Source organism: Salipiger pentaromativorans, from assembly GCF_024721115.1.
Lineage (GTDB): Bacteria > Pseudomonadota > Alphaproteobacteria > Rhodobacterales > Rhodobacteraceae > Salipiger > Salipiger pentaromativorans.
Genome location: NZ_JAMDHK010000012.1, coordinates 17,397 through 41,813, shown reverse-complemented (window position 1 = coordinate 41,813; position 24,417 = coordinate 17,397). Strand labels below are relative to the sequence as shown.

Sequence of the window (24,417 nt, the reverse complement as noted above, 5' to 3'; positions counted from 1 at the left end):
GCCCCGCTGACAGCCCGCTTCAGTTATCCTGACGCGCGATCTCGGTGATCAGCACATCGACGACCACCGCGCCCATCACGTTCCGCGCGGCCTCGAAAAGCGCGCGGCGCAGCAGTTCGAGCCGCCGGGTTTCGGTGAAATTTCCTTCGAACCCGCCGACATTCGCGTGATCGAACAGCACCCGCAGGAAGGTGTCGCGCAGTTTCGGTTCCTGGTCATAGACCTGCTCGGTGCCGCCGCTCGTGACTTCGAGGCTGAGCGACAGCACGACCAGCGACTGCACCCGCGCGTCGCCGACGATGGGGATGACGAACTGATTGTTCATCTTGGCGTATTCGTTTCCGCCATCATCGCCATGGCCGCCATCCGCGGCCGGAACGGCATGGGCATCGCCGCCGCCATGGGCGTCATCCGCGGCGCCATGTGCGGGTGCCGCCTCTACCGGAGCGGGATCGTGCGCGGGGGCGAGGAAGATCCCCGCACCGGTGCCGGCGGCGGTGCCGATCAGGGCGAGAAGAATGGGCAGGAGTTTCTTCATGAGACCCTCGTCAGAACGGCAGGATCACGTCGAGCACCTGTTGCCCGATCCGTGGCTGCTGCACATCGGTGATCTGCCCGCGCCCGCCATAGGAGATGCGCGCCGAGGCAATCTTGTCGTAGGTGATTTCGTTCTTGCGGGTGATGTCCTCGGGCCGGACATAGCCCGAGACCAGCAGCTCGCGCAGTTCGAAATTCACCCGCACCTCCTGCGCGCCCTGAATGGCAAGCACCCCGTTGGGCAGCACATCGGTGATCGTTGCGGCGACCCGCAGCGTCAGTTGTTCCGTGCGGCGCACCTGCCCGTCGCCGCCCGAGGCGGCCTGGCTGTTGAGATCGACCGCATTTGCCATGCTCGCGCCCGGGGGCAGGTTTTCGTCCTGCCGCTGCGGGATGCCGAAAAGCTGCGGAATGGCGAGGTTCTCGGATCCCGAGCGCGAGCGCGAAGTGCTGTTGGAGATATTCGCCTGCTCGTCGATCTCGACCACCACGGTGAGGATGTCGCCCTTTTTCATCGCGCGGCGGTCTCCGAGCAGAGAGCTTTTCTCGCGGCTCCAGAGCGAGGCGTGATCGGTGGGGCGTTCGGGCAGAAGCACCGTCGGCATCCCGGAATAGGCCATGGCGACGCGTTCGGGGCTGTCCTGCTGCGGGGTGAAGCTGGGCGGCTTGCCGATATGGTCGAGCCGGCTGCAGGCGAGCAGCGGCAAGAGGCAGAGAAGGCAGAGGGATCGGGGTGTCATGCGGTCACTCATTGGAAACGGTCACGGTGCCGTCGCCGGTCACGGTGCCGAAGAGGGTGCTGCGGGAGGCCATGTTCATGACGCGGATCCGCTCGCCGGCGCTGCCACGCGCCAGGGCGCGGCCCTCGGTGACGATGCGCAGACCACCCCGGACAAAGACCAACTCGACGATCTGGTTGCGGTCGATCAGCGCCGGTTCGCCCACCGCACCCAACATCACCGGCCGGCCGGGATAAAGCGTTATCCGTGCCTCCTGCCCGATGACGTCGCCAAGCGCCGCATAGGCCCCGGGGATCGGCGCGGGATCGAGCCGCACCGCATCGGCGGTGACGATGTCCTGCGCGCGGATGGTCTTTGTGACCACCACCGTTTCGGCCAGTGCCGGAAGCGCGCCGTATAGCCCGAGGAGAAGTGCCAGCCATCGCATCAGCGCACCTGAACCGTGGCGCCCAGCATCTGGTCGGCGGCGGAGATGACCTTGGAGTTCAGCTCATAGCCGCGCTGGGCCTCGATCAGTTCGGTGATCTCGTAGACCGGATCGACGGAGCTGTCCTCGAGATAGCCTTGCCGGAAGGTGCCCAGCCCCTCCTGCCCCGCGGTGGTCTGCACCGGCGGGCCCGAGGCTTCGGTCTCGGTGAAGAGATTGCTGCCGATCGCCTCCAGCCCCTTGGGGTTGGTAAAGCCCACCAGGGTGAACTGCCCCAGAAGCTGCGCGGGCACCGTGCCGTCGAAATAGGCATAGACCTCGCCTTCGGCATTGATCGAGATGCTCTTGGCGTCCTCGGGGATGACGATCTCGGGCGAGACCGGCAGCCCGTCGGAGGTGACGATCAGCCCGTCGCCATTGCGTTTCAGCGCGCCGTCGCGGGTATAGGCGGCATCGCCCGAGGGCAACGTCACCTCGAGATAGCCCCGCCCCTCGATGGCGAGGTCGAGATCGCCGCCGGTTTGCGACGACGCCCCCTGCGCCAGCTTCATCGTCACCGCGGCGGGGCGCACCCCCATGCCCAACTGCACGCCGGTGGGCAGCATGGTGCCATCGGCGGCGTTGATCGTGCCGGCGCGGGCGATCTGCTGATAGTGCAGATCGGCGAATTCCGCCCGGCGGGCATTGTAGCCCGTGGTGCTCATGTTCGAGAGGTTGTGCGAGATCACCTCGACCCGCATCTGCTGGGCACTCATGCCGGTGGCGGCGATTTTCAGGGCGCGCATGGTCTGCTCTCCTTACTTGATGAAAGCCTTGATGGCGGTGCGGACGCGCTCGTCCTCGCGCTGCAGGAAGTTCTGCCCCATCTCATAGGCGCGCTGGACTTCGATCATTCGGGCGACCTGCAAGATCGGATCGACATTCGAGCTTTCCACGAAGCCCTGCAGAACCCTGGGTGTCTCGGCCGGTTCGATGCCTGCGTCGGCGCGGAACATCACGCCGCCCTCGCGCACCATCGCGCCCGGATCGAGCGGTTGCACGATCCCCACCTGCCCCAGCGGCCGGCCATTGCTGCTGAGCGTGCCGTCCTGGGCGATGGCCAGATCGGTGGCGTCGGGCGGGATGAAGACCGGGGCGCCGCCCGAATCCAGCACGGGATAGCCGTCCTGCGTGACCAGATCGCCCGCGGCGCTTTGCGCAAAGGCGCCGTCGCGGGTCAGCCGTTCGCCCTGCGGTGTCTGGATCAGGAAGAACCCGTCGCCCTCGATGGCGAGATCAAGCTGCCCGCCGGTCCGCGTCAGAACCCCCTGGGCAAAGGAGGTGTTGCGCACATGCGCGGCGGACATCGAGACGCTTCCCGCCGCATCCGTTGTGCGGATGTATTCGGAAAACACCAGCCCCTGCTGGCGATAGCCGGTGGTGGCCGCGTTGGCGATGTTGTTGGCGATCATCTGCATCTCGCGCAGGAGCCCTTGCTGACGCGAGAGCGTGGTGTAATCGGTGATGCCCATCTCAGCCTCCGGTGATCATGGGAAGGATGCGGCCCTGAAAGAAGCCGACCAGGGTTTCGGTCATGAAGCTCATCGACATCCAGAAGACGGCCACGATGGCGAGCAGCTTGGGCACGAAGGTGAGCGTCATCTCCTGTATCGAGGTCAGCGCCTGGAAAAGCCCCACACCCACCCCCGCCACCAGCGCGGCGGTGAGGATCGGCACCGAGGTGATCGTGGCGATCCAGAGCCCCTGGCGCAGCGTGTCGTAGAAGACGGCCTCGGTCAGCATCGGCTCAGACCGGCATCCGCAGGATTTCCTGATAGGCCTCGACGACCTTGTTGCGCACCGCGACCACGGTCTCCACCGCAAGCTCGGACTGCGCTAGTGCCTGCACCAGCGCGTGCGGATCGGCATCGCCGGTCATCGCGGTCTTGGCGGTGGTCTCGGCCTCTTTCAGCGTCGCGGCGAAATCCTCTGCCGCCTTGATGAATTTCTCCTGCACACCGCCGGTGCCGGGCTGCGGTTCGGTGGCGGGGCGCTGGGCCGCATATTTCTGGGCGGCAAAAAGCGATCGGACGTCCATTCTGGTCTCCTGTCACGCAAGGTTAGGGTCGATTATCGGCGCAGAAGCTCCATCAGGCTGGAGGACATCTGCCGCGTCTGCTCGAACATTTTCAGATTGGCCTCGTAGCTGCGCTGCGCCTCGCGGGCGTCGGCCAGCTCGATGATCAGCTCGACATTCGAGCCTTCGTAGAACCCCGAGCCATCCGCGAGCGGATGCGCCGGGTCGTAGATCTTTTCCAGATCGCTGCGGTCGAGATCGACACGACCGGTCCTGACCTGCTGCACCCCGGTTTCGGCGCGGCCCGTCAGCTCAAAGGGGATGGTTTTGCGGTGATAGCCGGGCGTGTCCACATTGGCGATGTTCTCGGACAGGATCTGTAGCCGCGTGGCCTGCGCGCGCAGCCCGCTCGACGAGACGGCAAGGGCATCGGAAAAGGCACTCATGGATGTGTTCCCTTCGGGTCAGCGGCCGAGACTGGCGCGTAGCAGGGTGAGATTCGACCGGTAGATGGAGAGCGCGCGATTATGCGCACGGGCGGCATCCACGGCGGTGACCATTTCGGCCTCGATCGAGACGGTGTTGCCGTTTGGATCGACGCTGCCGCGCCGTTCGAACGCCTCGGGCAGTGCACCGGCGCCGCGCCCGTTCAGATGCGTCTCTCGTGTGGCGCGCTGGCCCAGAAGCGGATCGCGTAGCGTGGCCGCGAAGTCGGGAATTTCCAGCGCGCGATAGCCGGGCGTATCCGCATTCGCGATATTCTGCGCGCTCAGCGCCTGCTGCATGCCGGCATGACGGGCCATCGCCATGGCGGTTCTGAAAACGTCCAGGTTCTGGAACATCGGGGCTTCTCCCTCGATTGGCTTCAATCAAGGCTTAACGGTGATTCCTTTAGAAATGGTTTGAACCGGATGAAGGGTACGGACGCATGGATGAGGGAGAGATTGCCGGGCTGCGCGCGCGCATCGCGCAGGTGCAGCCGGTGCGCGCGGTGGGGCGCGTGCGCTCGGTCGATGGCACGGTGATTTGGGTGCGCGGGCTGGCGCATGTCGCCTGTATCGGCGACCGTATGCGGCTCTATCGTGGCGAAGAACCGCTTGACGGCGAGGTGCTGCGTATCCGCGAGGATCTGGTCGCGATGCTGCCGGACGAAGGGGCCGACGGTGTGTCTCAGGGGGATCGTGTGGCGGTGATGGGGGCGCCGACGCTGGCGCCGTCCGATGGCTGGATCGGGCGGGTGATCGACCCGTATGGGCTGCCGCTGGACGAGATGCCGCTCAGCCCGGGGCCGCGTCGGCGCCCCTTTCGTGCCAGCCCGCCGCCCGCCGCGCAGCGGCGCGGGCTGGGCGCGCGGCTGCCCACCGGGCTGGCCGCTTTCGACACGCTTCTGCCCGTCGTGCGGGGCCAGCGCGTGGGGCTTTTCGCCGGCTCCGGCGTGGGCAAATCCCGGCTGCTGGCGGCGCTGGCGCGGGGCATGTCGGCGGATGTGGTGGTGCTGGCACTCGTGGGGGAACGCGGGCGCGAGGTGCATGATTTTGTGCACACTGTTCTGGGGCCCGAAGGGATGGCGCGCAGCGTTGTCGTGGCGGCCACCTCCGACCGCTCGCCGCTCGAGCGCCGCCGCTGTCCGCTGGCGGCGATGACGATTGCCGAGCATTTCCGCGACCAGGGCCATCATGTCCTGTATCTTGCCGATTCGATCACGCGCTTCGCCGAGGCGCATCGCGAGGTGGCGGTGGCGGCGGGCGAGATGCCGGCGCTGCGGGGGTTTCCGCCTTCGACCGCGCATCAGATCATGCGTCTTGCGGAGCGTGCGGGGCCGGGCCTGCCGGGGTCGGGCGACATCACCGCCGTGTTCAGTGTGCTGGTTGCCGGATCGGATATGGAGGAACCGGTGGCGGATATTCTGCGCGGCGTGTTGGATGGTCACGTTGTATTGAGCCGCGAGATTGCCGAACGCGGTCGGTTTCCGGCGATCGACGTGTTGCGCTCGGTTTCGCGCAGCCTGCCCGAAGCGGCAACCGATGAGGAAAACGCCGTTCTGCTTCAGGCGCGCCATCTGCTTGGGGCCTATGCGCGATCCGAAACCATGATCCGCGCGGGGCTTTACCGGGAGGGCGAAGATCCGGTGCTGGATCAGGCGATCCGGGCCTGGCCCGATCTCGATGGGTTTGTGGGAGAGGTGTCGCCACATGGGGTGGATGCGGCCTTTACCCGGTTGCGTCTGATCCTGCGCCGCTCGGGGGTGAAGCCGCCTGCGGCGCAAAAGGCGAAAACCTCGCGCATGCGTTAGCGCTGGCCTAGATGAGAGGCCACCGACGCCGGCTCATGTCGACGGATATCGGATTGTGCTGAGCAGCGTCAGGGCGATCTGCTGCGAGCCGATGCCGCTGCTCTGCGAAATCTGCTCCTGAAGCAGATACCCGTGAATCACCTTATTGAGAATTGTTTCGTCTTCCAGATCGCTGAAGCTCCTGATTCCGAAACGGGATTCGACCTTGTCCCGCAGCGTCTCGACCTGCTTGTCGATGTCGATCTGGCTGAATCCGTTTGGCAGGTTCAGCGCGGTTTCGAACACGCCGCGCATCATGGTGCTGCCCAGCACGTTGTACCATTTGGCGGTGTCGCTGATATCACTCGCCGACAGGTCGGGGATCGCGCGCTGGAATTGCAGCGCCTTGCCGATGGCGGGATCGACCTCGGCCACCGCATCTTCGAACTGCTGCCAACGGTATTGCGTCGCAATATTGCTGGCAAAGGCCTCTGTCTGGAGAACCGTCCTCGTCTCCGCCTCGTCGAAACCAAAGGCATCCGACAGCGCAACCAGCTTGTCATCCCGCAGCACATTGGCAAGCGCGGTGGGGTCGCTGGTGCCTTCCTCCAGCACCCGGCGCAAGAGCGTTGTACTGCCCTGCCGGTCCTGACTATCGAAGGCGGTGAGGACGACTTGCATGAGTTCAGGATCGGCGAGCAGGTCCTCGGCCGAGGTGATGCTTGGAATCGTTTCGCGAAAATAGGTGCGCGAAATTTCGAGATTTTCCTCCACCTGCGCCTTGAACAGGGCCGCATAGTCGGGATCGTTTACATAGGCCGGTTCTGCGAGCGTCGCGTCGAGATTGGCGCGCACCCGTTCCTCGTAAGCGGCAAGGATCGGATCGGCGAAACCTTCGCTTTGGGTTTTGTAGGTCGTGACCTTTTCGAAATCGAAGGCGTTCGCCAGCGCAACATATCGGCTGTCATTCAGCCTGTTGGCCAACGCGTCATCGGCTTCGGTGCCCTCTTCGATGATCCGCCGGATCAGGTATTTGCTGTCGATCTCGTCATCCATGCCAAAGGCGGATAACGCGACGCTGAGCAGGCGCCGGTCCGCAACAAGCTCTTCAGCCGAGCCCACGGATCCGATTTTTTCCTGGAAATAGGCCGATTCGCGGCTGATTTCGGCGCTTTTGTCGAAAGCGGTGCGCTGTGTTTCCAGCGTGGCCTGCAACATTTGCCAGCCGACAAGCCCGTTGCCGGCAATCATCGGTGTGAAGCTCATTGTCTTGCCGCGGCCAGAAGCCGGTCCTCCCGTGGGATGAGCGCGCGCAGGGCCTTGAGGCATTGATAGAACTGTCTGTCGAGCAGGGCCTCTGTGGCGGTGGTGAGAAGTTTGCGGCTGTCCGGATCGGTCAGGATCCGGCTCAGCTCTTCGATGTGGCGCAAGAGTTGCGGTTGCGCCTCGTCCGCATCGGTGTCGCCGGTCAGGACAAGCTGGGTGGTATAGCAGAGCCTACGCACCGGCGTGCGCGCCTCCTCGGGATGGATTGCATCGCGCAGACGCAGGATGTTCGCGTTGGGCGTCATGACAGAGAGACGACTGCGGCGGTCGCCATTCTCGATGACGGCGCCGTTGATGAGCACCCGCTCCCTTGGGCCGAGTTTCAGCACAAGACCGCTCATCTCTTTGCCCTCCGTCCGCTGAGGCCGCGCATGATGGCGGCGTTGACTTCGAGAATCGGTGCAAGCCGCGCCTTGCGCGCAAGGACCTTGCCGGTGTGGGTCTGTACGAATTCCGAAAGATAGAAGATTTGCGCCCGCAGCTCCGTGGGCAACTTGTTCTTGGGATCGGCCACATCCACAGCCAGGGCGGTCCAGAGATTGCGATTGTCATACAGCGCCTGGACGAGTTGCGGATAAGCCTTAGGGCCGGCTTCGGCGGCGGCCTTGATGCGATGGGTGACCCGCGCGAACAGGTCGTATTCGATGGCCCTGTCGGTGCGTGTGCTGGTGGTACTCTGGGCGTAGGCGCGCTGCGCCATGATCTGGGCGTTCACGGCAGAACCTTCTGACTCTGTTTCATCTGAAAATCGGCTCTAGAAGCATCGGAGGCCGGGAAACCCGGCCTCCGACGATCTGTCTTACCGGAAGAGCGACAGAAGCGACTGCGGCGCCTGGTTGGCGATCGACAGGGCCTGAACGCCGAGCTGCTGCTGCACCTGAAGGGCCTGCAGCCGTGCCGACGCCTCTTCCATATCGGCGTCGACCAGCGTGCCGATGCCCGATTTCAGCGAGTCGGTCAGGCTCGTGATAAAATCGGTCTGGGTTTCGATGCGGCCTTGCACCGAACCGAAGGCCGAAGCCGAGTCGATGGCGGTCTGGAGCAGCCCCTCGATATTGGTGAGGGCGGTGTCCACACCGGTCTGGGTCGTGACGTCGATATCGCTCAGCGCTTCGAGACGTCCGCCGATGGTGTTGCCGGCATCGTCATTCACCGAGGTCAGATTCACCTGGATCGTGTCGGTGCCATCTGTCACCGCCGAGCTGATGGTCAGCGTATCACCCGAGGCGGTGACGTTCAGCACATCGGTATCGAGGCTGTTTTCGGCCATATAGGTCTGGAAGGCCGCAGCCAGGCCACGGGCCACGTCGGTCGCGGTATCGCCTTCGCGCGCGACATAGATGATGTCGCTGGCCTCGATATCGGCCGCGGTGGCCGCGGCCGCGGTCGAGGTGCGGTAATCGGCCTGGGTGAAGGTCGAATCGTCGGCGTCGGTGCCGAAGATGTTCAGCGAATAGCCCGTCCCGGCGGTGAAGCCGTTGTTGGTCGTGCCGATGTCGATCGTGTCCGACTGGGTGGCGTTAAGCGTGACCGTGTCCACTGCCGCATCGATATCGGTCGCGGCGAGGCCGGTGCCGAAGGCAGCCGCGTCGGTGCCGAGGTCCTGCTTGGTGACCGAGATATCGCTGGCGGCCACGCCGGTGCCGGAACGGTCGAGCGAGGCCAGCACGTTGATGCTGCCCGAGCCGGCGGTCGAATCGGTATTCGACAGCAGGTTCAGACCGTTGAATTGTGCCGCGCCCACCACCGCGTCGATCTGGTCGCGCAGCGCGTCGATATCCGTCTGGATCTTGGCGCGGTCGACGTTTTCCTCCTGGGCGGCGACGATCTTGCCCTTGATGTCGGTCAGCAGGTCGGTGACCGTTTCCGAGGCCGAGCGTGCAACGGCGACGGTGGACTGGCCGAGGTTGAGGCTGTCGGAGATGCCCTTGAAGCCCTTCACATCGGCTTCCATCACCTTGGAAATGGCCCAGACGGCGGCATTGTCCTTGGCGTCGGCGACGCGCTTGCCGGTCGAGATTTCGCTTTGCGTGGTCGCGAGGCTGGAGTTGATGGATTTCAGGGTCTGCAGCGCCACCATGGCGCCATTGTTCGTCAGGATGCTAGACATGGATGTTTCGTCCTTACAGTCGTGCGGCGCTTTGCGCCGATTTTTGTGATGTGCCGGAACCGGCGTCCTGAACGTCTTTCTGACGAAAGCAGACCGGGCCTTGCGCCCGCTGCGCCATCCGCTTGGGATGCGGGGCGCACCATGGCCCCGGAATCCTAACGGACCGCTAAAGTCGCCCGGGTCGTTTCCCCGGATTTGAGGCAAATCCCGTCAAGCACGCCGTTCCAGCCGCGTCTCGCCGGCTGCGCCGATCGTCGCGCGCTGGCCCTGCGCGTCGTAGACTTGCATCGACTTCCGGATCTGCCGCAGCGCGCCAAGCCTGTCCGCCACGTTGCGGATGCCGGCCAGCGCCTGGTCGAACAACTGCTGATTGCGCCGCAGCTTGAGATGCAGCGGCCGGATCGCCTCGGGATCGTCCGGGGGCCTCTCCGTCAGTTGCGCGATGAGCGTCGCCTTTTCGTCGGTCAGCGGCCCGATCCGGTCGAGCGCGCCCTCGAGAAGCGCCGCGCGCTCGCGGTCGAGCAGCGAGTCGAGCGCAGCGATCAGAAGCTCATGGCTTTGGCCGGTGTCAGTCATCCAGGCGCTCCGTCAATGCGTTGTAAATCGATTCCGCCAGCCCGATCCCGCCGGATTCGGCGAGCGCCTGGGCCTGTTCGCGGCGCAGAAACGAGGCGAAATGCTGTTCGCCGATTCCGCCGCCGAAGGCGCCCTGGCTCTCGCCAAGCCCGGCGGCCTCGAGCATCTCTGCGAGAAAGGAGGCTTCAAGCGCGACAGCCGCCTGGCGCAGCCGGTCGGGGGGTGTCTGCGGCGGCGCTCCGGTGATTTCCATGATCTCTCTCCAATTCGATTCATCTGACCGCATTGGACCCGCTGGCGGTAAAGAAGCGGTAAGGAAGTCCGGGATAATCTGCTCGAAGACGGAAGAATTCCCGGAGCGGACATGCTGAGCCAACTGACAGGGTTAATGAACTTCGTGCAGCTTGCGAAAGGGCGGGGTTCCGACGCACCGGAAGCCGGCGAGCCCCTGGGGTTCGAGGCGATTTTCCTGTCGTTGCAGCAGGATCTGGGAGCGGAGGCGGCAACCGGAGAAGCCTCGGATTCGCCGCAGGAAACGGCTCGACCTTCAGCGGAGGTGCAGCCGGTAGAGGGGGAGCAGGATGCCACGGTGCAGAAGTGGGATCAGGCAGATCCGGAGCGGGTTGCGCCTGCTCGGGCGGATGCGCCGACCCGGGAAAGCGCACAGGTGAGGGAGACGTCCTCCCGGACTGCCATGGTATCTGAGCGGGTGGAATCTGCCCCGGAGTTTGGCGAAGAGCCGGGTGGCCCGATGTCTGACCGTGGTGATCTGGTGATCCCCAGCGTAGCCAAGCCCGCTGTCGGTCCCGAGACAGCGAGTCTCCCGAAAGCGCTTCAGACCCCTATGACCGGTGCGCATGTGTCCGGGCCTGAGGAGAACAATCCCGCAGAGTCGTCTGAAAGGCGCTTACCAGAGGGCGTTTCGCTGGGGACGACACCCGAGGCCCCTGTTTTTGGCGGAACTGCACTGCGGGAACCGCGCGATTCTCGGTTGGATGGGGAACATCCGCGGCAACTGCGCAGCAGGGGCGGGGCGGAGCCGGCTTGGACGGCGTCGCGCGGGCTGGCAGCGGCAGCGCTGGAGCCGACCGATACAGAGCCTGCGCCCGAGCGTGGTGCGGTTGGACCAGCGCGTGAGGCTGAGGCGGCGAGAGGCGGACTAGACCTGCGGGATCGGCCATCTGACCGGGAAGAACCTCTTGAAACTGGAGCGCAGGCCAGGCCGGCGGCAGTGCCGGGCGCGATCCCGGAGGCACACCAAATGGATCAAAACGCGGCCCGGATGGTTTCTGAGCGCCCGGTTTTCGACCCAGATCATGCGCCACCGAAGACTGGGATGCGGGATGCGAATCTGGCGGGGGAGACGCTGCCGCGTGAAGCTGCTATGGCCGCTGGCGACACTGAGACATGGGTGCAGGGGGTCGCGCCGGATCCGCAGACCATGCGTCCCGAGGCGGGATCCACGATAGACGCAGCCCGACAACCGCGATTCGAGACTCATGCCGCATTGCCTGCTGCTCGGCACACCGTGCCTGTTGGTGAAGTGCGCGCAGATGACGTTTCACCTGCCTCGCCGGTGGCGTCCGTTGCAGGTCCGCAGCCTGTTGCGAAGCCGACGCCCGAAGCGATCGAGGAGACGATATTGGATGGTCAGATTGCCTCTTGGGACGGATCGCAGGCGCTGACGACCGTGTACACAGGGGCGGCTGCCGAACCTGCGCCGTCGGGACGGGTAGCGCCGCAGGACATGGAAATGCCCAACCCTATTGCGGCACAGCCGCAAAGCCGAAGCTCGGGGGTGGCCCATACAAGCGTGATAGGGGCCGGTTTGGCGGAATCGCCCGAGCCTCCGCCGAAGGAGTTCGGCGGTCGCGCGCCTCTGGCGCGTGCGCTGCGCGAGGTTGCGCTGGAAACGGATACCCCACGCCCTGAGCGGGGGCAGGGCCTGAGAGCTGAACGAACGACCCGTAAGACCGAGGCCGATACATCTGCTGCCGTGGAGGATGGTCCGACACGCGCGGTGCGTTTTGCGCGCGCAACCGGACCGGAAGCAACGCGCGAGACGGTCGTCTCCGGCGGCATGAGGTTGTCCCGGCAGGCCGTAGTTCAAGGGGGCTTTGCCGGTGCGGCGCCCGCGTTGCGGGAGAGTCTTGCGCCGAATGGGCCGAAAGAAATGCCGAGACATGGTCCGGCGTTGCGCAGGGCAACCAGCCCAGAGGCACCTTCCACCGCTTCACATCCCATGCCGGAAGCCGCACCGGCTTTGACGGAAACCAGGCCGGGACAGGGAATGGCGGTCGTTCAGTGGCTGTCTCGCGAGACTGGGGAGTTGGGTTTGCCGCCGGTTCTGCCGAAGGCCGCACTGCAGCCTCGGACGGAGATCAAACCCTCCGATCTGACAGGCCGAATGAAGGCGCGTGGACCGGAGGCAGTCAGGACAGAAGCGATTCGCTCCACAGGGGTTGTGCGGGACAGACACCGGGCGGGCCCGGAGGGCGCGCGCCCGGTGCCTGTGACCGGACGGTCCGAACGGGCCGTTGCCCCGCCAGACAAGGTGTCCCCGAACCGGGCCGGGTCACCGCTGGTACAGACCTCTGCGCAGCACCCGCAGGGGCGGGGCGTTCCTTCCGGATGGGTTGAGAGCATCGTGGCAGAAACGGCGCCGCAGCCGAGGCGCCCGCGCGGCGCCGGGGGGGCGCCGGCCGGTGTCGTATCTTTCGGCACGGTGCGACCCATGGCTGAACCGCCCTCTGTGCCGGTTTTGGTGAAAGCGTCGTCGCCGGTTCAGCAGCAGACGGCCGGATCGGTGTTGTCTCCTGTGCTCGACGACAGCGAGCCCCTGACAAAAGAGGGGACGCTTGGGGGGCTGCCGGGTGATGCGCGCAGCACGCCGGCACCGATTGCGGCACAGCCTATCGCGCTGCCGGCGCGCAGCGAGACCGCCGCGTCGGTTCTGTCGCAATTGTCCGATGCCGTCGCCGGAACGCGCTTGCAGGCGGATGAGCTCATCGAGGTGAAGCTCAATCCCGAGGAACTGGGGCATGTGCGCTTTCGCATGGGGCAGGGCGAACACGGGTTGATGCTGACGATCACCGCCGAACGGCCCGAAACGCTCGACTTGCTGCGCCGCCATGTGGATCAGCTCGCGCGGTATCTCGCGGATATGGGCCATGGTTCGGCGAGTTTCAGCTTTGGCGAGCGGGGATCCGGAGGCCGGACCGGGCCGGACCCCGGGCAGCGACAAGAGATCGGTCCGGCGCTGCCGGCCGACCCGTCGCCTCCGCCGGTTCCGGCAGCCGCGTCGGGCGGCCTCGATATTCGTCTGTGAGGAGATCCCATGGAAACCGGAACCACCTCGTCCAGCACCGCGACTGCGGCAGGGCAAAGCGCAGCCGGCGGCAAGAGCGGGGGCGAGACCGGGCTGCTCAGCTCGGATTTCGAGACGTTTCTGCGGATGCTGACGACGCAGATGCAGAACCAGGACCCGCTCAACCCGGTGGATGCCACCGATTACGCCACCCAGCTTGCCACTTTCTCGTCGGTCGAGCAGCAGGTGCTGACCAACGATCTGCTCCGCGATCTGACCGAACAGCTTGCGGGCAGCGCGTTTCAGGCGCTGGCCTCCTGGATCGGGCTCGAGGCACTGGCCGAGGCGCCGGTCTATTTCAACGGGCGCCCCATCGTGCTGCGCCCGGAGGTCGCGGCGGGTGCCGACAGCGCGCGGCTCGTGGTGACCGACGCGGCGGGCGAGACGGTGCAGACCCTGACGCTCGACCCGTCCGAACCGCTGGTGGCCTGGGCGGGGGTCGATGCCGAGGGCGACCGGCTTGCAAGCGGCGTCTACAGCTTTACCGTCCAGAGCTATAGCGAGGGCGCGCTGATCGAAGAGACCGCCGCGCAGGTCTATAACCCCATCGTCGAGGCACGGCAGGATGGCGACCGGATCCTGCTCACCCTCTCGGACGGAACGGAGATCGAGGCGTCGCGGGTGAGCGCGCTACGGTCGGGCACCGCCTGAGGCGGCCGCTTAGCCCGCCAGCCCGTAATAGGAGCGATACCAGGCCACGAATTGCGCCACGCCTTCGGCAAGCGGCGTGCGGGGCAGGGGGCCGGTCAGCCGGGTCAGCAGCGCGGTATCGGCCCAGGTTGCGGGCACGTCGCCGGGCTGCATGTCCATGTAATTGCGCTGTGCCTTGCGGTCGAGCGCCTCTTCGATGGCGATGACGAAATCCTCCAGAAGCTCGGGCGCGCCATGGCCGATGTTCAGTACCCGCCAGGGCGCGACCGGAGACAGGCTGTCGCCCGCCACCGGAGCGCCGGCCACCGGCGGCACATCGGTCAGCCGCAGCAGCCCTTCGACCAGATCCGCGACATAGGTGAAGTCGCGTTTCATCCGGCCGTGATTGTAGATGTCGATGGGGCGATCCTCGAGGATCGCCTTGACGAATTTGAACAGCGCCATGTCGGGCCGCCCCCAGGGACCGTAGACCGTGAAAAAGCGGAACATGGTGATCGGCAGCCCGTATAGATGCGCATAGGAATGCGCCATCGCCTCATTGGCCTTCTTCGTCGCCGCGTAGAAGGACATCTGGTGATCGGTCTGCATCGTCTCGCGATAGGGCATCTCGGTGTTGGCACCGTAGACCGAGGAGGTGGAGGCCATCAGAAGATGCCGGGGCGGCACCGCGCGGGCCGCTTCGAGCAGCTCCAGCGTGCCCGCCAGGTTCGATTGCAGGTAGGAGCGCGGGGCTTCGAGCGAATAGCGCACCCCGGCCTGGGCGGCGAGATGGACCGCGATGGTGGGCCGCTCGCGGGTGAAGAGCCCGGTGAGCAGGCCCTCTTCCTCGATGCGGGCGGTGACGGGAACGAAGGCGGGGTTGCTGCCAAGGATCGCATGGCGGCGCTTTTTCAGCCCGACATCGTAATAGTCGGTCAGCGCATCGACCCCGATCACGCGGTAACCCAGATCGAGCAGCCGCTGCGAGAGGTGGAAGCCGATGAACCCGGCGGATCCGGTCACAAGCGCGGTGCGCGAAGCCTCTGTCACACTCATGCGTCTTCTTTCCTTTGCTGTGCCACCGGGCGCTCAGGCCCAGAGATGCCAGGCGAGCACCAGGGCGGCGCCCAGGGCCGCGCCGGCCCCGCTCCAGCCCAGCCGTGCCGGCCAGGGGCTGCGGGTCTGCGGTGTTTCGCCTTCGGACTGCCGGATCAGCGCGGCCTCGACCAGACCGGGCAGGCGCGGCCCGAAGCGGCCCAGCACCTTGGCGGTCAGCGCCAGATCGCGCAGTACCGCGCGTGGGCCGATGGAGGTCTTGATGTAATCCTCGACCACCGGCTTCGCCGTGTGCCAGATGTTCATATGCGGGTTGAGCGAGCGCGCCACGCCTTCGACCACCACCATGGTGCGCTGCAGCAGGATCAGCTCGGTGCGGGTCTGCATGCCAAAGCGCTCGGTCACCTCGAAGAGATAGGAGAGCAGCCGTGCCATGGAGATGCGCGTCGCATCCATGCCGAAAATCGGCTCTCCGACGGCGCGGAGCGCACGGGCGAACTCGTCGACATCGCGGTCGGCGGGCACATAGCCCGCCTCGAAATGCACCTCGGCGACGCGCTTGTAATCGCGGCGGATGAACCCGTAGAGGATCTCGGCATAGACCCGGCGGGTGTATTCGTCGATATGCCCCATGATGCCGAAATCATAGGCAACGATGTCGCCGTTGGGCGCCACCTTGAGATTGCCCTGATGCATGTCGGCGTGGAAAAATCCGTCGCGCAGCGCATGGTTGAGGAAGAGCTGCAACATCCGCTCGCTCAGTGCCACCCGGTCGTGGCCGGCAGCGTCGATGGCGGCATTGTCGCCCAGCGGCACGCCTTCGGCCCAGCTCATGGTCATCACGCGGCGACCCGAGAGCCCCCAGGCCACAATCGGGAGCTGAAAACCCGCGTCGCCGACGGTGTTGGCCTCGAACTCGCTGGCGGCGGCGGATTCGAGCCGCAGGTCCAGCTCGCCCATCACCACGCTTTCGAAATGCGCGACCACGTCGCGCGGGCGCAGGCGGCGCGAGGCGGGCGAGAGCGTCTCGATCACATCGGCGGAGAAATAGAAGGCGTCGATGTCGGTGCGGAAGGCGCGCTCGATCCCCGGACGCAGAACCTTGACCGCCACCGTCTCGCCGGTGTCGGCGCGGCGGGCCTTGTGCACCTGCGCGATGGAAGCGGCGGCCACCGGCTCGCTGAATTCGGAGAACAGCTCGCTGACGGGCACGCCCAACTCGTCCTCGACCTGCTTTTTGGCCTGCTCGACGGGGAAGGGCGGCAGCTTGTCCTGTAGCACACGAAGCTGGTTGGCGAGGTCTTCGCCCACCACATCGGGGCGGGTCGAAAGGATCTGGCCGAATTTGATATAGGCGGGCCCCAGCGCCGACAGGGCGCGGGTGGCAGGAGGCATCGACGGGTCGCCCTCGATCCCCAGCCATTTGAACGGCCAGACCAGCGTGCGAAAGGCGATGCGCAGAGGGCGCGGGGCGTCGAGCGCGTCGAGCACGACGCGCATGGCGCCGGTGCGTTCGAAGGTGGCGCCGGTACGGATCAGCCGCCAGATATTATGCGGACCCCTCACCTCAGATCTTCCAGCCCGAATGCAGACAGGCGATGCCCAGGCTCAGGTTGCGGTATTTCGCGTTCTCGAACCCCGCCGCGCGGACCATGCCGAGAAATGTTTCCTGATCCGGGAATTTGCGGATCGATTCCACGAGATACTGATAGCTGTCGCGGTCGTTGGCGATGGCCTGGCCCATGCGCGGAATGATGTTGAAGGAATAGAGATCGTAGACCTTCTGCATCAGATCGTTGGGGATCTGGCTGAACTCCAGCACCATCAGCCGCCCGCCGGGTTTCAGCACGCGGAAGGCCTCGTTCAGCGCCTCTTGCGGGCGGGTGACGTTCCGGATCCCGAAAGAGATCGTGTAGACGTCGAAGGTGTTGTCGGCAAAGGGCAGGGCCATCGCGTCGCCCACCACCCAGTCGAGCTGATCGGCCATCGCGGCGGCCTCGGCGCGTTTGCGTCCCTCGACCAGCATCGGTTCGGTCAGGTCGAGCACGGTGGCATGGCCATAGCCCGCGCGCTTGAGGAAGCGGAAGGAGATGTCGCCGGTGCCGCCCGCCACGTCGAGCAGTTTCTGCCCGGGGCGGGGCGCCAGCCAGTCCATCATCGCGTCTTTCCAGATGCGGTGGATCCCGAGGGACATGGCATCGTTCATCACGTCGTATTTCGACGCCACCGATCCAAAGACGCCCTGCACGCGGCCCGCCTTTTCGCTCTCGGGGATGTCGGTAAAGCCGAAATGCGTGGTTTTCTGGGTCTCGTCGCTCATGGGTCTTGCCGTTTTGCTGCTGCACCTCCTTATAGAGCGCGCAGGCGGCGCTGCAATGCGGCCTTGCGACCAAGGAGAGACGATGCCCGAATTGCCCGAGGTGGAAACCGTGCGCCGGGGGCTGGCCCCGGTGATGGAAGGCCAGAGGATCGCGCTTGCGCGGGTGAACCGGCCGGATCTGCGCTGGCCCTTCCCCGAGCGCATGGCCGAGCGGCTGACCGGCGCGCGGGTCGACAGGCTGCGGCGGCGATCGAAATACATCCTCTGCGATCTGGATACGGGCGAGACCCTGCTCATTCATCTCGGCATGTCGGGGCGCATGCTGGTCTCGGGGGATGCGCTGGGGCGGTTTGTGCACGACCACCCGGCGCCCGAGAAACACGACCATGTGGTCTTCGACATGGCGGACGGGGCGCGCATCACCTTCAACGACCCGCGCCGCTTCGGTGCCATGGATCTGATGGAAACGGCGACGACCGAAACGCACCCTTTGCTGGCCGCGCTCGGGCCGGAGCCGCTGGGCAACGCGTTCAGCGAATCCCATCTGATCGCGGCGCTGGCGGGGCGCAACATGCCGGTGAAATCGGCGCTGCTCGATCAGAAGATCGTCGCGGGGCTGGGCAATATCTATGTCTGCGAGGCGCTCTTCCGCGCGGGCATCCATCCCGGACGTCGCGTCAGACGGATCTCGGAGAAACGGCTGGCGGCGCTGGTTCCGGTGATCCGCCAGGTTCTGGAAGAGGCCATCGCGGCGGGCGGATCGAGCCTGCGCGACTTCCGCCAAGCCGATGGCGAGCTTGGATATTTCCAGCACAATTTCGATGTTTACGGGCGCGAGGGCGCCCCTTGCCGCAGCCCCGGATGCACAAATACCGTGCATCGAATCGTGCAGTCGGGGCGCTCGTCCTTCTACTGTCCGGGCTGTCAAAGATAGCTTGATTGCTAGTGACAAGCTGGTAAGGCTGCCCTTTGACGCTAACGGACGGGAGCCCGAAGTCATGGCCTATGAGACGATCATCGTCGAAGTAGAGGACCACGTCGCAACCATCACACTCAATCGCCCGGATGCCCTGAACGCGCTCAACAGCCATCTGTTGGGTGAGCTGGCAAAGGCTCTGCCTGAGCTGGACGCGAACGACAAGGTGCGCTGTATCATCATCACCGGATCGGCCAAGGCCTTTGCCGCTGGTGCGGACATCAAGGAAATGGCCGAGAAGAGTTTTGTCGAGATGTATCTCGGCGATTATTTCGCGCCGGCCATGGATGCCGCGGATCAGACGCGCAAACCGATCATCGCGGCGGTGTCTGGCTATGCGCTGGGCGGTGGCTGCGAGCTGGCGATGATGTGCGATTTCATCATCGCGGCCGAAAATGCCAAGTTCGGCCAGCCCGAGATCAATCTGGGGGTGATCGCCGGTATGGGCGGAACCCAGCGCCTCACCCGCTATGTGGGCAAATCCAAGTCGATGGACATGCATCTGACCGGACGCTTCATGGATGCCGAAGAGGCCGAGCGCGCCGGGCTGGTGAGCCGCGTGGTGCCGGCCAAGCAGCTCATGGACGAGGCGCGCCAGGCGGCCGAGAAGATCGCCGAGAAATCGCTGCTTGCGAGCATCGCCGCGAAGCAGGCGGTGAACCGCGCCTACGAGACGACGCTAACCGAGGGTCTGCTGTTCGAACGGAGCCTGTTCCACTCGCTGTTCGCGACCGAGGATCAAAAAGAAGGCATGGCGGCGTTCCAGGAAAAGCGCACCGCGCAGTTCCGCGACCGCTGACCCCGCGACCAGGATTGCAAAAGACGGCCCGCCGGTTGGCGGGCCGTCTGTCGTTTTCGAGGTGTCCGGCCTTCAGGCCTGCAAGGGTCCGCGCTTGCTGCGGATCGAGGCCTGGATCGCCCGCCATTGGCGGGCCTCCTCACTTTTGCCGGCTGCCTCGTTCTCCCGCACGCGCTTTGCCGCCTCGACCTCGGCGTATTTGCCGAGGCTTCGGTAGAGCGCATGGGCATAGTGAGAGACTTGCATTGCGTTCATGTCTGAATCCTCCCTTTCAGTCAGAACCGGTCTCCCGCGTGCTCTGCGAGAAAGCATAGTTTAGCGCAAACACCCGCATTTGCCTACCGCTTGCGGTAAAGGCTTTGCATTTTCCGGAAACCGGGATATAGAGCGCCGCCATATGCGTGTGATGCCCGCTCAGGCAAGAATCGGTCCGGCGACAGGAATCCGGGTCTGAGTGTCATTGCGCAACGTAATATCTTAGACCCGAGACAGACAGGACTGATCATCATGGCAAATTCGCCCCAGGCCAAGAAACGCGCGCGTCAGAACGAGACGCGCTTCGCGATCAACAAGGCCCGCCGTTCGCGCATCCGCACCTTCCTCCGCAAAGTCGAAGAGGCCATCGCCTCCGGCGACAAAGACGCCGCACAGGCCGCTCTGCGCGCCGCTCAGCCCGAGCTGATGCGCGGCGTGACGAAGGGTGTTTTCCACAAGAATACCGCCTCGCGGAAGATGTCGCGACTGGCCTCCCGCGTGAAGGCGCTTGGCTAAAAAGCCACACCCCGGAAAAATCGAAAATGGCGAAGGCACCACAATCCGTGGTGCCTTTTTCTTTGGTTAACCCCAAATTTGGACGGCAGAGATTCTTTTTCTGGAATATTGCGAGTCAAGTTTGAAGATCGGTTGCCGGGGTTCGCGCAGAGTTGCTAATTTCCTTGGGCGAGTCACATTGCTTGGGGGGACAGGCAAGCGGAGAAGCGCCACAGATTGTGTGGGGCGCATCCGCAGCTTCGGCGGTCTGCTGTTTTTTGCTGCCGAAACAGGGCGTTTGCCCTGCCAGTCCATATACGAAACGCGCGGTTTGCGCCACCATGTTCTTCCGTTTGGGATGCGGGGAGCTTCGGGAGGCGTTTGTCCGCAAGGGATGTCTGCCATCTCCACTCATGCCCGAGGGCATGAGGCGCTGCCGTATTGCCCAATCATGTGCCGCGGGGCGTGCCTGTCACCAGGGCGCGCCCGCAGAACGGACGACGATAAGCGCATGCTGATAGGCTTCGGAGCGGGGACGAATGACAAAGGAACAATGGGGCGCGTTGCAGGATCAATTGAGCAGCACGATCGGGGAAAACAACTACAAGACCTGGATCAAGCCAATTGAATTTCACGACATGGAGCCGGGTGGGGTGGCCGTCTTCACGGTGCCGACCAATTTCATCGGAACCTATGTGTCGCAGAACTATGGCGATCTTCTTCTGGCAAAGCTGTCTGCCGTGGATACGGCGGTGCGGCGCCTGCGGTTCGACGTTGCGAATGTCGACACCCGTCCGGTGCAGCCGCGCGCGGTGCCGTCGCCCGCGCCGTCGACCGACCTGCTGCCCGGCGCGCCGCTCGATGCACGGTTCACCTTCGACAGTTTCGTCGTCGGCAAACCCAACGAGCTGGCCCATGCGGCGGCCAAGCGTGTGGGCGAAGGTGGACAGGTGACCTTCAACCCGCTCTTTCTCTACGGTGGCGTCGGCCTCGGCAAAACCCACCTCATGCATGCCATCGCCTGGGAACTGCGCACCCATCGTCCCGATCTGAACGTGCTCTATCTCTCCGCCGAGCAGTTCATGTACCGCTTCGTCCAGGCTCTGCGCGAACGCCGCATGATGGATTTCAAGGAGCTGTTCCGCTCGGTCGATGTGCTGATGGTCGATGACGTGCAGTTCATCGCCGGCAAGGACAGCACGCAGGAAGAGTTCTTCCACACGTTCAACGCGCTGGTGGACCAGAACAAGCAGATCATCATCTCGGCCGACCGCGCCCCCGACGAGATCAAGGATCTGGAAAACCGCATCCGCAGCCGGCTCCAATCCGGCCTCGTGGTCGACCTGCACCCCACCGATTACGAGCTGCGCCTCGGCATCCTGCAATCCAAGGTGCAGAACTACCGCGAGCAATATCCCGCGCTGCAACTCGACGACGGCATTCTGGAATTCCTCGCGCACCGCATCTCGACCAATGTGCGCGTGCTCGAAGGCGCGCTGACCCGGCTTTTCGCCTTTGCCTCGCTGGTCGGCCAGCCGATCACCATGGAGTTGACGCAGGATTGTCTTGCCGATGTACTGCGCGCCTCGGATCGCAAGATTTCCATCGAGGAGATCCAGCGCAAGGTGGCGGAGCATTATCACATCCGCCTCAGCGACCTTATCGGGCCGAAGCGGGTGCGCAACTTTGCCCGTCCGCGCCAGGTCGCGATGTATCTCTGCAAGCAGCTCACCGCCCGCTCGCTGCCCGAGATTGGCCGCCGTTTCGGTGGGCGCGACCATACCACCGTCATGCACGGGGTGAAGCGCATCGAGGAGCTGCGCAGCCAGGACAGCCAGATCGCGGACGACATCGAATTGCTGCGCCGGGCGCTCGAAGCCTGAGTCTATCTCACAACAATTGCCTTTGGGGCCGCCACAGGGTGGCCCCACGGCCTTGACGCTGCCCCAAAACCGTCCGATCAATCGCTGAAACAGGGTTTGACGGGCCGTGGCAAGGCGCTAGTCTGCGCCTCCGGCTTGGCGGAGGGATAGGGTGATGAAAGTCAGTATCGAACGAGCGACACTGCTCAAAGCGGTCAGCCAGGCACAATCCGTGGTCGAGCGCAGGAACACCATACCGATCCTCGCCAATGTGCTGATCGAGGCCGAGGGCGACACCGCCACTTTCCGCGCCACCGATCTGGACATCGAGGTGCTCGACAAGGCCCCCGCCATGGTCGAGCGCGCGGGCGCCACCACCGTCTCGGCGGTCACGCTGCACGAGATCGTGCGCAAGCTGCCCGATGGCGCCATGGTCCAGCTTGCCGACGACGGCGCGGCGGGACGGCTGACCGTCACCGCGGGGCGCTCGAACTTCAACCTCGCCACGCTGCCGAAAGAAGATTTCCCGGTGATGGCGTCGTCGGAATATACCTCGAATTTCACCGCCAAGGCCGAGGTGCTGCGCAAGCTCTTCGACAAGTCGAAATTCGCCATCTCCACCGAGGAAACCCGCTATTACCTGAACGGCGTTTATATGCATGTGGCGGATGGCGAAGAGGGCCGGGTGCTGCGCTGCGTCGCCACCGACGGTCACCGCCTCGCCCGTATCGACGCCCCGCTTCCCGCGGGTGCCGAGGACATGCCCGGCGTGATCGTGCCGCGCAAGACCGTGGGCGAGCTGCGCAAGCTGCTCGATGAGGACGACATGGATGTCGCCGTCTCCGTCTCGGAAACCAAGGTGCGCTTTGCCACGCCCGATATTACCCTGACCTCCAAGGTGATCGACGGCACCTTCCCCGATTATTCCCGGGTCATCCCGACCGGCAACACCCGCCGCCTCGAGGTGGATGCCAGCGAGTTCGCCAAGGCGGTGGACCGGGTGGCCACGGTGTCCTCGGAACGCTCGCGCGCCGTGAAGCTGCAGCTCGACGAGGACCGGCTGGTCCTTTCGGTCAATGCGCCCGACAGCGGTGCCGCCGAGGAAGAGCTGGCGGTGGCCTATGGCGACGACCCGCTGGAGATTGGCTTCAACGCGAAATACCTGCTGGAGATCGCCAGCCAGGTGGATCGCGAAAACGCCGTCTTCATGTTCAACTCCTCGGGCGACCCGACCCTGATGCGTGAAGGCAGCGACACCAGCGCGGTCTATGTCGTGATGCCGATGCGGGTGTGACGCGGTCGCACCCGGCTCACAGAGCCCGCGAGGGCGGCCAGGTCTTTTTGAGTATTTGGAGAAAGATGAAACACAGGGGCGGCTCTTGCCTTTCATCTTTCTGAAAATACGCAAAGATTCCGGTGGCGGCTGGCGCAGCGCCGGAAGGCCGGGCGCATGAGCCTTTTTCTGTCCCGTCTCACCCTTTCGCATTTCCGCTCGCACAAGCGCGCGGCGGTGGAGGTGGATGCACGGCCCGTGGCGATCTACGGGCCGAACGGCGCGGGCAAGACCAATCTCATCGAGGCGGTGTCGCTGCTGTCTCCGGGGCGGGGGATGCGCCGCGCCTCGGCACAGGAGATGGCGCGCCGGCCCGAGGCGCTGGGCTGGAAGATCGGCGCGCTGCTGCACGGGCCAGAGGGTGTGCATGAGATCGCCATCCGCTCCGAAGGTGGGGCCGCGCGACAGGTGGAGATCGACGGCAAGCCCGCGCCGCAGACCGCGCTGGGGCGGATCGCGCGGGTGCTCTGGCTGATCCCCTCCATGGACCGGCTGTGGATCGAGGCGCCGGAGGGGCGGCGGCGGTTCCTCGACCGCATGACGCTGTCGTTTTTCCCCGACCATGCGGAGGCCTCGCTGACCTATGAAAAGGCCATGCGCGAGCGCAACCGGCTGCTGAAGGAGCAGATCCGCGATGCCCATTGGTACGCCGCGCTGGAAGGGCAGATGGCGCAGAGCGGGGCTGCGATCCAGGGCAACCGGCAGGCGGCGCTGACGCGGTTGGCCGAGGCGCAGGAGGGGGCGGAGACCTCTTTCCCTGCCGCCGAGTTGACGCTGGTGTCGACAGAGGCGGAGATTCCCGGGGAGGAGGCCGATCTCCGCGCCGCCCTGGCCGAGAGCCGGTTTCGCGACATGGCCGCCGGGCGCACGCTGATCGGGCCGCACCGGGCGGATCTCTACGGGGTTTTCGCGGCCAAGGGCGTGCCCGCCTCGGACTGTTCCACCGGCGAGCAGAAGGCGCTGCTGATCTCGCTGATCCTGGCCAATGCACGGGCGCTGGCGAAGGCGATCGGCGCACCGCCCATTCTGCTGCTCGACGAGGTGGCGGCGCATCTCGACGCGAACCGCCGGGCGGCGCTTTACGACGAGATCTGTGCGTTGGGGGCGCAGGCCTGGATGACCGGAACGGGACCGGAACTTTTCGCCGAGCTGGGCGACCGTGCGCAGCGGCTGGTGGTTTCGGACCGGGCCGGCCAATCCTTCGTTGAAAACCCGGTCGAATGACACCAAATCTTGTGTCATCCGCGTGACAAAGGCCCGGTTTCCCCGTATAAATCCGA

The 24,417-nt window shown here is 65.0% G+C and carries 28 protein-coding genes; 9 read left to right on the top strand and 19 right to left on the bottom strand.

What is annotated here, in order from left to right:
- Positions 1–19: 19 nt before the first annotated feature.
- Genes M4578_RS16890 through M4578_RS16850 form a run of 9 tightly spaced genes read right to left on the bottom strand, consistent with a single transcriptional unit; the run spans position 20 to position 4,602 of the window.
- Positions 20–538, bottom strand: a complete 519-nt coding sequence (locus M4578_RS16890) for a flagellar basal body-associated FliL family protein (RefSeq protein WP_258094468.1) — start codon at positions 536–538, stop codon at positions 20–22.
- Positions 539–548: 10 nt separating this feature from the next.
- Entirely contained in the window at positions 549–1,277 is a 729-nt protein-coding gene (flgH, locus tag M4578_RS16885) for a flagellar basal body L-ring protein FlgH (protein WP_258094467.1), read from the bottom strand.
- 4 nt (positions 1,278–1,281) lie between these two features.
- On the bottom strand, positions 1,282–1,704 hold the full coding sequence (gene flgA / locus M4578_RS16880; RefSeq protein WP_258094466.1) for a flagellar basal body P-ring formation chaperone FlgA: 423 nt from the start codon (positions 1,702–1,704) through the stop codon (positions 1,282–1,284).
- On the bottom strand, positions 1,704–2,489 hold the full coding sequence (flgG, locus tag M4578_RS16875) for a flagellar basal-body rod protein FlgG (RefSeq protein ID WP_258094465.1): 786 nt from the start codon (positions 2,487–2,489) through the stop codon (positions 1,704–1,706). The genes flgA and flgG overlap by 1 nt, the downstream gene beginning before the upstream one ends.
- 12 nt (positions 2,490–2,501) lie before the next feature.
- The gene (locus tag M4578_RS16870; protein ID WP_258094464.1) at positions 2,502–3,215 is read right to left on the bottom strand and encodes a flagellar hook-basal body complex protein; all 714 of its coding nucleotides are present in this window, start codon (positions 3,213–3,215) and stop codon (positions 2,502–2,504) included.
- A 1-nt stretch (position 3,216) separates the two neighbouring features.
- The gene (locus tag M4578_RS16865; RefSeq protein ID WP_258094463.1) at positions 3,217–3,486 is read right to left on the bottom strand and encodes a flagellar biosynthetic protein FliQ; all 270 of its coding nucleotides are present in this window, start codon (positions 3,484–3,486) and stop codon (positions 3,217–3,219) included.
- Between the two features lie 4 nt (positions 3,487–3,490).
- A complete protein-coding gene (fliE, locus tag M4578_RS16860; protein ID WP_258094462.1) occupies positions 3,491–3,781 on the bottom strand; it encodes a flagellar hook-basal body complex protein FliE in 291 nt (96 codons plus the stop codon).
- Between the two features lie 32 nt (positions 3,782–3,813).
- Positions 3,814–4,206 (bottom strand): flagellar basal body rod protein FlgC, encoded by a 393-nt coding sequence (flgC, locus tag M4578_RS16855; RefSeq protein ID WP_258094461.1) that lies wholly within the window; start codon positions 4,204–4,206, stop codon positions 3,814–3,816.
- An 18-nt stretch (positions 4,207–4,224) separates the two neighbouring features.
- Positions 4,225–4,602 carry a FlgB family protein gene (locus tag M4578_RS16850; protein ID WP_258094460.1) on the bottom strand — a complete coding sequence of 126 codons (378 nt, stop codon included), beginning with the start codon at positions 4,600–4,602 and terminating at the stop codon, positions 4,225–4,227.
- Between the two features lie 86 nt (positions 4,603–4,688).
- On the opposite strand from M4578_RS16850, the gene M4578_RS16845 reads away from it, so the two are divergent.
- On the top strand, positions 4,689–6,053 hold the full coding sequence (locus tag M4578_RS16845; protein WP_258094459.1) for a FliI/YscN family ATPase: 1,365 nt from the start codon (positions 4,689–4,691) through the stop codon (positions 6,051–6,053).
- A gap of 33 nt (positions 6,054–6,086) precedes the next feature.
- Here M4578_RS16845 and M4578_RS16840 read toward each other — a convergent pair whose 3' ends face one another.
- From M4578_RS16840 to M4578_RS16815, 6 genes are all read right to left on the bottom strand, one after another.
- Positions 6,087–7,361 carry a DUF1217 domain-containing protein gene (locus tag M4578_RS16840; RefSeq protein WP_258094458.1) on the bottom strand — a complete coding sequence of 425 codons (1,275 nt, stop codon included), beginning with the start codon at positions 7,359–7,361 and terminating at the stop codon, positions 6,087–6,089.
- A complete protein-coding gene (gene flbT / locus M4578_RS16835) occupies positions 7,295–7,699 on the bottom strand; it encodes a flagellar biosynthesis repressor FlbT (protein WP_258094457.1) in 405 nt (134 codons plus the stop codon). Before flbT ends, M4578_RS16840 begins: the two co-directional genes overlap by 67 nt.
- Positions 7,696–8,073 carry a flagellar biosynthesis regulator FlaF gene (flaF, locus tag M4578_RS16830; RefSeq protein WP_258094456.1) on the bottom strand — a complete coding sequence of 126 codons (378 nt, stop codon included), beginning with the start codon at positions 8,071–8,073 and terminating at the stop codon, positions 7,696–7,698. The genes flbT and flaF overlap by 4 nt, the downstream gene beginning before the upstream one ends.
- A gap of 84 nt (positions 8,074–8,157) precedes the next feature.
- On the bottom strand, positions 8,158–9,468 hold the full coding sequence (locus tag M4578_RS16825; protein WP_258094455.1) for a flagellin: 1,311 nt from the start codon (positions 9,466–9,468) through the stop codon (positions 8,158–8,160).
- Between the two features lie 210 nt (positions 9,469–9,678).
- The gene (locus tag M4578_RS16820) at positions 9,679–10,044 is read right to left on the bottom strand and encodes a flagellar protein FlgN (RefSeq protein WP_258094454.1); all 366 of its coding nucleotides are present in this window, start codon (positions 10,042–10,044) and stop codon (positions 9,679–9,681) included.
- Complete coding sequence (locus M4578_RS16815; protein ID WP_258094453.1) at positions 10,037–10,297, bottom strand: rod-binding protein; 261 nt, start codon at positions 10,295–10,297, stop codon at positions 10,037–10,039. The genes M4578_RS16820 and M4578_RS16815 overlap by 8 nt, the downstream gene beginning before the upstream one ends.
- Before the next feature lie 2,481 nt (positions 10,298–12,778).
- On the opposite strand from M4578_RS16815, the gene M4578_RS16810 reads away from it, so the two are divergent.
- The gene (locus M4578_RS16810; protein WP_258094452.1) at positions 12,779–13,372 is read left to right on the top strand and encodes a flagellar hook-length control protein FliK; all 594 of its coding nucleotides are present in this window, start codon (positions 12,779–12,781) and stop codon (positions 13,370–13,372) included.
- Positions 13,373–13,381: 9 nt separating this feature from the next.
- Positions 13,382–14,062 (top strand): flagellar hook capping FlgD N-terminal domain-containing protein, encoded by a 681-nt coding sequence (locus M4578_RS16805; protein WP_258094451.1) that lies wholly within the window; start codon positions 13,382–13,384, stop codon positions 14,060–14,062.
- 9 nt (positions 14,063–14,071) lie between these two features.
- Here M4578_RS16805 and M4578_RS16800 read toward each other — a convergent pair whose 3' ends face one another.
- Genes M4578_RS16800 through ubiE form a run of 3 tightly spaced genes read right to left on the bottom strand, consistent with a single transcriptional unit; the run spans position 14,072 to position 17,417 of the window.
- A complete protein-coding gene (locus M4578_RS16800; RefSeq protein WP_258094450.1) occupies positions 14,072–15,097 on the bottom strand; it encodes an NAD-dependent epimerase/dehydratase family protein in 1,026 nt (341 codons plus the stop codon).
- Positions 15,098–15,130: 33 nt separating this feature from the next.
- Positions 15,131–16,663, bottom strand: coding sequence for a 2-polyprenylphenol 6-hydroxylase (ubiB, locus tag M4578_RS16795; RefSeq protein ID WP_258094449.1), 1,533 nt, complete (start codon positions 16,661–16,663; stop codon positions 15,131–15,133).
- 1 nt (position 16,664) lies between these two features.
- Positions 16,665–17,417 carry a bifunctional demethylmenaquinone methyltransferase/2-methoxy-6-polyprenyl-1,4-benzoquinol methylase UbiE gene (gene ubiE / locus M4578_RS16790; protein WP_258094448.1) on the bottom strand — a complete coding sequence of 251 codons (753 nt, stop codon included), beginning with the start codon at positions 17,415–17,417 and terminating at the stop codon, positions 16,665–16,667.
- A gap of 82 nt (positions 17,418–17,499) precedes the next feature.
- Here ubiE and mutM point away from each other — a divergent pair, with 82 nt between their 5' ends.
- Both mutM and M4578_RS16780 read left to right on the top strand, forming a co-directional pair.
- Positions 17,500–18,351, top strand: coding sequence for a bifunctional DNA-formamidopyrimidine glycosylase/DNA-(apurinic or apyrimidinic site) lyase (mutM, locus tag M4578_RS16785; protein WP_258094447.1), 852 nt, complete (start codon positions 17,500–17,502; stop codon positions 18,349–18,351).
- A 64-nt stretch (positions 18,352–18,415) separates the two neighbouring features.
- The gene (locus M4578_RS16780) at positions 18,416–19,192 is read left to right on the top strand and encodes an enoyl-CoA hydratase (protein WP_258094446.1); all 777 of its coding nucleotides are present in this window, start codon (positions 18,416–18,418) and stop codon (positions 19,190–19,192) included.
- A 72-nt stretch (positions 19,193–19,264) separates the two neighbouring features.
- On the opposite strand, the gene M4578_RS16775 is transcribed toward M4578_RS16780, so the two are convergent.
- The gene (locus tag M4578_RS16775) at positions 19,265–19,447 is read right to left on the bottom strand and encodes a hypothetical protein (protein ID WP_258094445.1); all 183 of its coding nucleotides are present in this window, start codon (positions 19,445–19,447) and stop codon (positions 19,265–19,267) included.
- Between the two features lie 252 nt (positions 19,448–19,699).
- On the opposite strand from M4578_RS16775, the gene rpsT reads away from it, so the two are divergent.
- The 4 genes from rpsT (at position 19,700) to recF (ending at position 24,361) form a co-directional block, all read left to right on the top strand.
- Positions 19,700–19,963 carry a 30S ribosomal protein S20 gene (gene rpsT, locus M4578_RS16770; RefSeq protein ID WP_258094444.1) on the top strand — a complete coding sequence of 88 codons (264 nt, stop codon included), beginning with the start codon at positions 19,700–19,702 and terminating at the stop codon, positions 19,961–19,963.
- Between the two features lie 518 nt (positions 19,964–20,481).
- A complete protein-coding gene (gene dnaA, locus M4578_RS16765) occupies positions 20,482–21,825 on the top strand; it encodes a chromosomal replication initiator protein DnaA (protein ID WP_258094443.1) in 1,344 nt (447 codons plus the stop codon).
- A gap of 154 nt (positions 21,826–21,979) precedes the next feature.
- Positions 21,980–23,098, top strand: coding sequence for a DNA polymerase III subunit beta (dnaN, locus tag M4578_RS16760; protein ID WP_258094442.1), 1,119 nt, complete (start codon positions 21,980–21,982; stop codon positions 23,096–23,098).
- A 156-nt stretch (positions 23,099–23,254) separates the two neighbouring features.
- Complete coding sequence (recF, locus tag M4578_RS16755) at positions 23,255–24,361, top strand: DNA replication/repair protein RecF (RefSeq protein ID WP_258094441.1); 1,107 nt, start codon at positions 23,255–23,257, stop codon at positions 24,359–24,361.
- Positions 24,362–24,417: the final 56 nt, after the last annotated feature.